Origin of the sequence: Flavobacterium sp. PL12, assembly GCF_039123485.1 — a bacterium.
Lineage (GTDB): Bacteria > Bacteroidota > Bacteroidia > Flavobacteriales > Flavobacteriaceae > Flavobacterium > Flavobacterium weaverense.
Genome location: NZ_JBANDI010000059.1, coordinates 1 through 1,900, shown reverse-complemented (window position 1 = coordinate 1,900; position 1,900 = coordinate 1). Strand labels below are relative to the sequence as shown.

Genomic DNA, 1,900 nt, shown 5'->3' with positions numbered 1-1,900 from the left:
TTTCTAGAACTGCGAAGTCCATTGAGATAACCATACAAATACAATTTAAGGAAGATTTTAGTATCAAAACTAGGACGACCTTCAGATTTGATCGTTTGAACCGAAAATCCCAACGCTTCTAAAGATAAAGCTGCTACAAAAGCATCTATAAACCGGATAGGATTTTCTGAGGAAATAGTGTCTTCTAAACTAGAAAAACACATTTGGTTGCGCGGTATTCCTGTGATGTGTTGCATTATTAAATATACAACTTTTCTTCCTTTTAATAAAATAATTTGACTGTTTTTGGAAGAACAAAACTGAAGTTTTTTCACAGACTGACGTTACTAGCAAGCGCACCGCACCGGAATATAGACCAGCATAAAAACACAAAAAAACCTCTAAAAACTAATCAATTTTAAAGTAATTCACAAAGATTTAAAGTATTTTTGACAAAGAAATTAATAGTTGAATAAATCTGAATTATGATGAAAAACATTGACAAAAAGAGTTTAGAAAATGCGTATCGCTTATTTGAGTCAGATGATATTAACAAAATTGAAATTGGAACTACTAAAGGCTTAAATCAAATACATAGTTATTTATTTAAGGGATTATATGATTTTGCGGGCAAAGTACGTAATAAGAATATATCAAAAGGTGGATTTAGATTTGCAAACTCTTTATACCTAAATGAAATTTTAGTCAAAATTGAGCAAATGCCTGAAAATACTTTTGAAGAAATAGTTGCCAAATATGTAGAAATGAATATTGCTCATCCTTTTATGGAAGGTAACGGAAGAACAATGCGAATTTGGTTAGATATGATTCTGAAAACTAAACTTAAAAAATTAGTCAATTGGCAATATGTGGATAAATCTCTTTATTTACAAGCAATGGAAAGAAGTCCAATTAATGATTTGGAATTAAGAACTTTATTAAATAATAACTTAAGCGAAGAAATAAATAACAGAGAAGTGATTTTTAAAGGAATTGAACAATCATACTATTATGAAGGTTATCAAAAAGAAGATGATGAAGAATAATTTATATTGTGGATAAAGCGCCAGCTAGTAACAGCCGTTTTGCGCGATTGGGGTTTTAGTGGAATTAGCGTTTTTTATCATATCTTCGTTTCGGCAGAAAATACTCTGCTATTAAGTCCCCAACCTCGCAAAGCGCCAAGACGTCAGGCTGTGAAAAAACCTCGATTTTTCACAATTTCTCTCTAAAAAACACTCTTGTAAACTTCAATTCCTCCGCTCTACGGCACGCTGTTTTTTAGGCTGCAATTAGTAACTCATTTTCAATAAAGCCGTTACGAAGAGTGAAATAGGTCGTTTTAAAACCAAAACAACCTTTGGTTATGTAAGGTGAATTTTATTTCCTAAGTTTGGCTATTAAATCCGGTACGCCCAGAATGTTTATGGAGCGTTTGATGTTGTACACGAGCATAATTAAACTGTGTTCGCCATTTACTTTCTCTAAACCCGTTAAATTAGTGTGATTGTAGCCCTCCCGAAGCTTCGGGATCTTTTGAAAGTTCCAAAGATATGCTCGTTAATCTCTTGACGTTTTCGGTACAACTGCTGGTTTTCCTGATACCGCTGGTTATTCTCTTCAACAGCATCAGCATACTCACTCCTATCAATCTCTCGCCCGCCTGTTCTTGCGGTGCAAAGGTATTTTACAGGACATGTTTTGCAAGCTGGAGTTCGGTATTTCTTAAATTGATAACTGTCCTTCTCTCTTGTTTTCTTATGCCAGCGTCCCGTAGTTTTTAAAGTTTCCCCTTGTGGACAAATGTAGGTATCGGTTTGTTTATCGTATTTAAATTTGGCAACCAAATAAGCAGGCTGTGTGCCGTTTTCATTGCTTTTTCCTGGATCAGGATGCGCTACAATAGTTACAATGTTATGGT

The 1,900-nt window shown here is 34.2% G+C and carries 2 protein-coding genes and 1 pseudogene; 1 reads left to right on the top strand and 2 read right to left on the bottom strand.

The window, feature by feature from the left end; all coding sequences use genetic code 11:
- Positions 1-236: pseudogene (locus RCH19_RS14685) on the bottom strand (IS1182 family transposase); the annotation flags it as partial.
- Positions 237-464: 228 nt separating this feature from the next.
- Between RCH19_RS14685 and RCH19_RS14680 the strand changes: the two are divergent.
- Positions 465-1,025: a Fic family protein gene (locus RCH19_RS14680; RefSeq protein WP_343023859.1), complete on the top strand. Its 561-nt coding sequence runs from the start codon at positions 465-467 to the stop codon at positions 1,023-1,025.
- Between the two features lie 447 nt (positions 1,026-1,472).
- On the opposite strand, the gene RCH19_RS14675 is transcribed toward RCH19_RS14680, so the two are convergent.
- A partial coding sequence (locus RCH19_RS14675) for a transposase (RefSeq protein WP_343023858.1) occupies positions 1,473-1,900 on the bottom strand: 428 nt, incomplete at its 5' end.